Raw genomic sequence first — 6,145 nt, 5'->3', positions numbered from 1 at the left:
CGGCCGTGGTGGCCGCCGCCCGGCGCGGTGTGCGCGGCGGCACCGGGGGAGGCCGTGGCGTGCGCGGTGGCGGCGTGCGCGGCGTGGGCGGGGGCGGCGGCCGCCGGGTGGGGGAGGCCGCCCGGGCCCAGGCCGTGCATGGCCAGCAGGCCCACGAGGACCGCCAGTACGAGGAGCGGCAACCCGGCGGGGCCGCCAGGCCTGCGCACTCGTCCCGCTCGTGTCCTCATGCCGGGCATCGTAGGGCAGCGCCCGGCGGTACTCCAAAGGGGTAGGGGGTATGGGGCCCGGCGGAGGGGCGGGCGGAGGAGGCGTCAGACCGGCCGGCCCCGGTGCAGCTCCAGGGGCCCGGTGCCCTCGTCGAGGGCCGTGAGGCAGGCCCTGATCTGCCGGCGCAGGTGCGGCTTCACCAGGCCGCGCAGCTCCCGGCGGCGCACCGTCCGCCACTCCAGGAGCTCGGCCGGATCCAGCCGGATCCGGGCCAGTGCCGCCGCGTCGAGCACCCCGCCGTCGTAGAGGAACCGCACCCGCGCCGGGTACCCCGGCCGGTGGGACCAGTTGACGGCCAGGAGCCGGCCGGGGTCCCGGTCGAGACCGATCTCCTCGCGGACCTCCCGCGCGGCGGCGGCCCGCGGCGTCTCCCCGAGGTCGCTGTCGACCCCGCCCCCGGGCAGCAGCCAGCGGTCGGGCTCGCCGTAGCCGGGCCGGACCAGCAGGACCCCGCCGGCCGCGTCGGTGAAGAGCACGTTCGCAGCGGTGAGGGCCTTCGGCCGGGCGGCCCGGTGGGCGGCGGCGTCGTAGCCGCCCGCGTGCTCGCGGGCCGCCCGGTCCGCCGGGGCGAACCCGGCCGGGGAGCCGGGCTGGGGCACGCCGTCGACGAGGTGGGCGAGGGACCCCGAGTACAGCGCGGCCAGAGCGGCGCGCAGCCGGGGCGCGAGCCGGGCGGGCAGCTGCCGCACCGCCTCCTCGGGGGAGAGCCAGCGGGCCTCGGACACCTCGCCGTCCGGGAAGGTGAGCGCCCCGGCCCGTTCGGCGGACAGCGGCCCCACCAGGTACACGAGGGCCACCAGCGAACGCCCGAGCGCACCGGGCGCGCAGGAGTCCACGGCGAGCAGCCGCCCGACCGGCACCCCCAGGTCCAGTTCCTCCTTCAGCTCCCGGGCCAGCCCCTCCTCCGGGGCCTCGGTGTCCTCCACCGTGCCGCCCGGAAGTTCCAGCCCGTCCTTGTAGGAAGGGGTCAGGACGAGGACCCGCCCGCCCGGGTCCAGGACGATCCCGGTCGCGGCGACCAGCGGGGACGGCTGGGCGGCGTAGTAGGCGCGCAGGGCCTCGGGCGTCGGTCGGTCGGGCACGGTGACGGCTCCTGGGGGTCGGCAGGGCGGCCGGCGCGGCCGCGCGCACCGGACATCAGTACCACGCCCCCCGCGCGGCCGGGCCCGGGCCGCGCGGGGGAGGGGCGGCGGGCGGCCCGGGCCCGGCCGGGTCCTCAGGCCCGGGCCAGGAGCATGCCGCCCATCGTGACCATGGTCGCGGCCACCAGCCCGTCCAGCACCCGCCAGGCCCCCGGCTTCGCGAGCAGGCCGCTCAGCAGCCGGGCCCCGTAGCCGAGGGCGGAGAACCAGGTCAGGCTCGCCAGGCCGGCCCCGATCCCGAAGGCCCACCGCAGATCACCCCGGTCGGCGGCCAGTGACCCCACCAGCAGGACGGTGTCCAGGTAGACGTGCGGGTTGAGCCAGGTCATCGCCAGGCAGGTCAGCACGGCCGCGCGGGCGGATCCGGCGGAGGCGCCCGCGGCGGTGAGGGCCGCGCCCGGCGCGGGGCGCAGCACCCGGCGCGCCGCGAGGACCCCGTAGCAGACGAGGAAGCCGCCGCCGGCGATCCCGACGGCCGTCAGTGCGGCCGGCCAGGCCGTGACGAAGGCGCCGACCCCGGCCACGCCCAGGGCGATGAGGACCGCGTCGGACACGGCGCAGATGGCCACCACCCACAGGACGGCGTGCCGGCGCGCGCCCTGCCGGAGCACGAAGGCGTTCTGCGCGCCGATGGCGACGATGAGGGAGAGGCCCGTGCCGAAGCCGGCCAGGAGCGCTGCGGTGATGCCGTTGTTCATGCCCTTGACCGTAGGCACCGCGCGCCGATCAGTACAGCTAAAGATTTTTACGTACCCTTAGCGTCTGTGATGGAAGAACTTCCCCTGGAACAGGTGCGGACCCTCCTCGCCGTGGTCGACGAGGGCACTTTCGACGCCGCGGCCGCCGCTCTGCACGTGACGCCCTCCGCCGTCAGCCAGCGGGTGAAGGCCCTGGAGCAGCGCACCGGCCGGGTCCTGCTGATGCGCACCAAGCCGGTGCGCGCCACCGGGTCCGGCGAGGTGGTCGTCCGCTTCGCGCGCCAGCTCGCCCGGCTGGAGCGCGACGCCCGGGCCGAGCTGGGGATGGGGACCGCCGACGGGCAGGGCCCCGTCAGGCTGCCGGTCGCGGTGAACGCGGACTCGCTGGCGACCTGGTTCCTGCCCGTCCTCAGCCGGGTCCCGCAGGACCCGCCCGTCTGCTTCGAGCTGTACCGCGAGGACGAGTCCCACACCACGGCGCTGCTGCGCGAGGGCCAGGTGATGGCCGCCGTCACCTCCTCGCCCGACCCCGTGGCGGGATGCACCGTCCGGGCGCTGGGCCTGGCCCGCTACCTGCCGGTGGCCAGCCCCGGATTCGCCGCCCGCCACCTCGCCGGTGAGCCCGCGCATGACCTGCGGCACGCACCGACCATCGTCTTCGACCGCCGCGACGACCTCCAGGACGCCTTCGTCCGCTCACTGACCGCAGGCGCGACGGGCGCCTCGGCCGTCCGCCACCAGGTGCCGACCTCGGAGGGCTTCCGGGACGCGGTGGCCGCCGGACTGGGCTGGGGGCTGGTGCCCGAGCAGCAGGCCGAGCCCCTGCTGCGCGCCGGGGCGCTCGTACGGCTGACACCGGGGCGGACCCTGGACGTACCGCTGTACTGGCAGCAGTGGAAGCTGGACTCGCCCGCCCTGGCGGCACTGGCCCGGCTGGTCGCCGAGACCGCCCGGGCGGCCCTGCTGCCGCCCGGCCGGCCGGCCTCCGGCGGACCCGTCGCCGGGGACCGTCCGCGCTGACGGCGGCGCCGCCTCCGAGGACGCCCGCACCCGTCCGCCCCGGGAGGAGACCGCCGGAACCCTGGCGTGATCATGCCTCTACGCTTGGCCCCGGCAGGCCGTTGACGGACGGCCGGTGAGGGAACGGAGCGGGCGGTGCCGGTGCCATCGGAACAGGCGAACGACGGAGACCTGGTCGGCAGGGCACTCGGAGGGCGCTACCGGGTGACGGCGGTGGTCGGCCGCGGCGGCATGGGCGTGGTCGCGCGGGCGGTCGACGAGGTGCTCGGCCGGGAGGTCGCCGTCAAGCTCCTGCGGGCCTACACCGACGCCAGCCCCGCCGAACTCGCCGACCTGCGGACCCGGATGCGCCGGGAGGCGCAGGCCGCCGCGCGCATCCGGCACGCCGGCGTGGTCACGGTGCACGACGTCACCGAGGACCAGGGGCTCCCGGTGATCGTCATGGAACTCGTCGACGGCCCCTCGCTCGACGCCGTCGTCGAACGCGACGGGGCGCTGGACCCGTACGAGGCCGCCGCGATCGGTGCGAAGCTGATGGACGCCCTCGACGCCGCACACCGGGCCGGGGTCCTGCATCGGGACGTCAAGCCGGGCAACGTGCTGCTGGAGCGGGGCGGCCGGGTCGTCCTCACCGACTTCGGCATCGCCAGCATGCAGGCCCCCGACGACGAGGAACTGGCGAAGCTGACGCGTAGCGGGGAGATCGTCGGCTCCCTCGACTACCTGCCGCCGGAGCGCGCCCAGGGCCGGGAGCCCGGACCCGCCTCGGACATCTGGTCGCTGGGGATGACCCTGTACGCGGCGGTGGAGGGCGTGTCGCCGTTCCGCCGGACCTCGGTCTGGTCGACGCTGTCGGCGATCGTCGCCGAACCCCTGCCCGAGGCCCGGCGCGCGGGTCCGCTCGGACCGGTGCTCCAGGCCCTGATGGCGAAGGACCCGGAGTCCCGGCCGACCGCCGAACAGGCCCGGACGATGCTGGAGTCGGTGGCCGCCGGTGCCGCCGGTGCCGCAGGGCCGGCCGCGGCCGGTGCCGCCGGGGCGACCGGCACCGTCGCGGGTCCCGGTGGGGCGTGGGGGGCCGGAGCGACCGCCGGAACTGCCAGGGCTGCTGGAACCGCCGGGGCAGGAGGGGCTGCCGGGGCGTATCCGGGGCAGCCCGGACCGCCCGCCCCGGGCGCCACGGCGGTGCACCCCGGTGGGGCGGGAGCGGCCCCCGCGCACCCCGCGGCCCCCGCGCACCCCGCGGCCGCCGGGTCCGGGCCGGGGGGGGCCTTCGCGTCGTTGTGCCCGCACGCGGCCCTGATGGCCCTAGGTCCCGGACGCGCCCGCTTCCGCTTCGAGCACGCCCATGCCGATCAGCACGAACAGGGCGATGCCGAGCAGGATCCGGTAGACCACGAAGGGCATGAAGCTCTTGGTCGAAATGAACTTCATGAACCATGCGATGACGGCGTAGCCCACGAAGAAGGCGATCACCGTGGCGAAGATCGTCGGCCCCCAGGTGATGTGCCCGGGGCTCTCGATCACGTCCTTGATCTCGAACGCGCCCGAGGCCAGCACGGCCGGGATGGCCAGCAGGAAGGAGTAGCGGGCCGCCGCCTCGCGCGTGAAGCCCAGCAGCAGACCGCCCGAGATCGTCGCGCCCGAGCGCGAGACGCCCGGGATCAGCGCCATCGCCTGGCACACACCGAAGATCAGACCGTCCTTGACGCCCAGCTCCTTGAGCGTCTTGCGCTGCTTGACCACCCGGTGCCGGCCGCCCTGCTCGTCCCGCGAGGCCAGCCAGTCGGCGAAGCCGAGGATGAGGCCCATCACGATCAGGGTGGTGGCGGTCAGCCGCAGGTCACGGGCCGGGCCGGTGATCTGGTCCTTGAACGCGACGCCGAGGACGCCGATCGGGATCGAGCCGACGATGACCAGCCAGCCCATCCGCGCGTCCTGCTCGGAGCGCAGCGACTTGGTGTAGAGCGAGCGGAACCAGGTCGAGACGATCCGTGCGATGTCCTTGCGGAAGTAGATCAGCACGGCGGCCTCGGTGCCGATCTGGGTGATCGCCGTGAAGGCCGAACCCGGGTCGTGCCAGCCGGCGAAGGCCGCGGTCAGCCGCAGGTGCGCGCTGGAGGAGATCGGGAGGAACTCCGTGAGACCTTGGACGAGACCGAGGATTAGGGATTCGAACCAGCTCATGTCGGTGGGTGCTCGTCCTTGTGATCGTCGGGCAGTTCGGGTCCGATGCTAGGGCCCGTGGGGAGCGGCCCCGACCACAGGGGGGTGTACCGGAGACGGCTCGTGCGCGGCGGGGCCCGCGAGCCGGTGCCGCCCCCGCCAGGCGACCGCGGCGGCGACCGCACCGGAGACGGCGATGAACCCGAACGAGACGAGAAATGCAGGTGAACCGGGGGAGGACGCACTGGCTCCCGCGATCACGTACGCGGCCGTGTTGGGCACCGTACCCAGGGCCGTGGCCAGCAGGAACGGGACCCAGCCGCAGCGGGAGACCGCCGCCAGGTAGTTGGCCGCCGCGAAGGGCACCCCGGGGAAGATCCGCACCGCCAGGACGGAGCGGAAGCCGTGCCCGCTCAGCTGGGCGTCGGCCGCCTTCAGCCAGCGCCCGCGCAGGAGCGGACGCAGCGCCTCCTGGCCCATGACCCGGCCCAGCCCGAAGGAGATCCCGGCCCCGAGCACCGTGCCGCCGACGGCCGCCGCCAGTCCCGGCCAGGTGCCGAAGACCGCACCCGCGGCGAGGTTCAGCAGGGGGCGCGGCACGAACGCCGCCGTGCACAGCCCGTACGCGCCCGCGAACAGCAGCACCGCCGCACCCACCGGGAGCCCGGCCGGCCAGCCCTGGGAGAGCAGCCGCTGCGGCTCGTAGACCAGCACGCAGGCCCCCGCCGCCACGAGCAGTACGACGAGCAGCGACAGCCGCGTCCACGGCGCGAGGAGGAGGGACATCCGGGGAGATTAACCGACCGGTGCGGCACCCCGCCGTAATCCGGACCTCATCCGGACGCACCA

At 75.6% G+C, this 6,145-nt stretch carries 6 protein-coding genes and 1 pseudogene; 2 read left to right on the top strand and 5 right to left on the bottom strand.

Annotated elements, in window-relative coordinates; all coding sequences use genetic code 11:
• From WDV06_RS25770 to WDV06_RS25760, 3 genes are all read right to left on the bottom strand, one after another.
• A partial coding sequence (locus tag WDV06_RS25770) for a DUF6153 family protein (protein WP_395512158.1) occupies positions 1-230 on the bottom strand: 230 nt, incomplete at its 3' end.
• 84 nt (positions 231-314) lie between these two features.
• On the bottom strand, positions 315-1,352 hold the full coding sequence (locus WDV06_RS25765) for an NUDIX domain-containing protein (RefSeq protein WP_395512157.1): 1,038 nt from the start codon (positions 1,350-1,352) through the stop codon (positions 315-317).
• Positions 1,353-1,486: 134 nt separating this feature from the next.
• Positions 1,487-2,110: a LysE/ArgO family amino acid transporter gene (locus tag WDV06_RS25760; RefSeq protein ID WP_395512156.1), complete on the bottom strand. Its 624-nt coding sequence runs from the start codon at positions 2,108-2,110 to the stop codon at positions 1,487-1,489.
• 69 nt (positions 2,111-2,179) lie between these two features.
• Here WDV06_RS25760 and WDV06_RS25755 point away from each other — a divergent pair, with 69 nt between their 5' ends.
• Both WDV06_RS25755 and WDV06_RS25750 read left to right on the top strand, forming a co-directional pair.
• Positions 2,180-3,130, top strand: a complete 951-nt coding sequence (locus tag WDV06_RS25755; RefSeq protein ID WP_395512155.1) for a LysR family transcriptional regulator ArgP — start codon at positions 2,180-2,182, stop codon at positions 3,128-3,130.
• A 231-nt stretch (positions 3,131-3,361) separates the two neighbouring features.
• A pseudogene (locus WDV06_RS25750) lies at positions 3,362-4,039 on the top strand (serine/threonine-protein kinase); the annotation flags it as partial.
• 399 nt (positions 4,040-4,438) lie between these two features.
• Here the strand turns inward: WDV06_RS25750 and WDV06_RS25745 are convergent.
• Both WDV06_RS25745 and WDV06_RS25740 read right to left on the bottom strand, forming a co-directional pair.
• Positions 4,439-5,317 (bottom strand): undecaprenyl-diphosphate phosphatase, encoded by an 879-nt coding sequence (locus tag WDV06_RS25745; protein WP_395512154.1) that lies wholly within the window; start codon positions 5,315-5,317, stop codon positions 4,439-4,441.
• Positions 5,318-5,365: 48 nt separating this feature from the next.
• Positions 5,366-6,082: a TVP38/TMEM64 family protein gene (locus tag WDV06_RS25740; RefSeq protein ID WP_395512153.1), complete on the bottom strand. Its 717-nt coding sequence runs from the start codon at positions 6,080-6,082 to the stop codon at positions 5,366-5,368.
• Between the last annotated feature and the right edge of the window lie 63 nt (positions 6,083-6,145).

This window comes from Streptomyces racemochromogenes, assembly GCF_044129415.1.
Lineage (GTDB): Bacteria > Actinomycetota > Actinomycetes > Streptomycetales > Streptomycetaceae > Streptomyces > Streptomyces racemochromogenes_A.
Note: the sequence above shows the minus strand (reverse complement) of the source record. Positions and strands in the feature narration are given on the sequence as shown.

Excerpts from the sequence above, each read along its gene's own strand:
- WDV06_RS25760 (WP_395512156.1), bottom strand. The coding sequence starts at position 2,110 with ATGAACAACGGCATCACCGCAGCGCTCCTGGCCGGCTTCGGCACGGGC.
- WDV06_RS25755 (WP_395512155.1), top strand. The coding sequence starts at position 2,180 with ATGGAAGAACTTCCCCTGGAACAGGTGCGGACCCTCCTCGCCGTGGTC.
- WDV06_RS25745 (WP_395512154.1), bottom strand. The coding sequence starts at position 5,317 with ATGAGCTGGTTCGAATCCCTAATCCTCGGTCTCGTCCAAGGTCTCACG.
- WDV06_RS25740 (WP_395512153.1), bottom strand. The coding sequence starts at position 6,082 with ATGTCCCTCCTCCTCGCGCCGTGGACGCGGCTGTCGCTGCTCGTCGTA.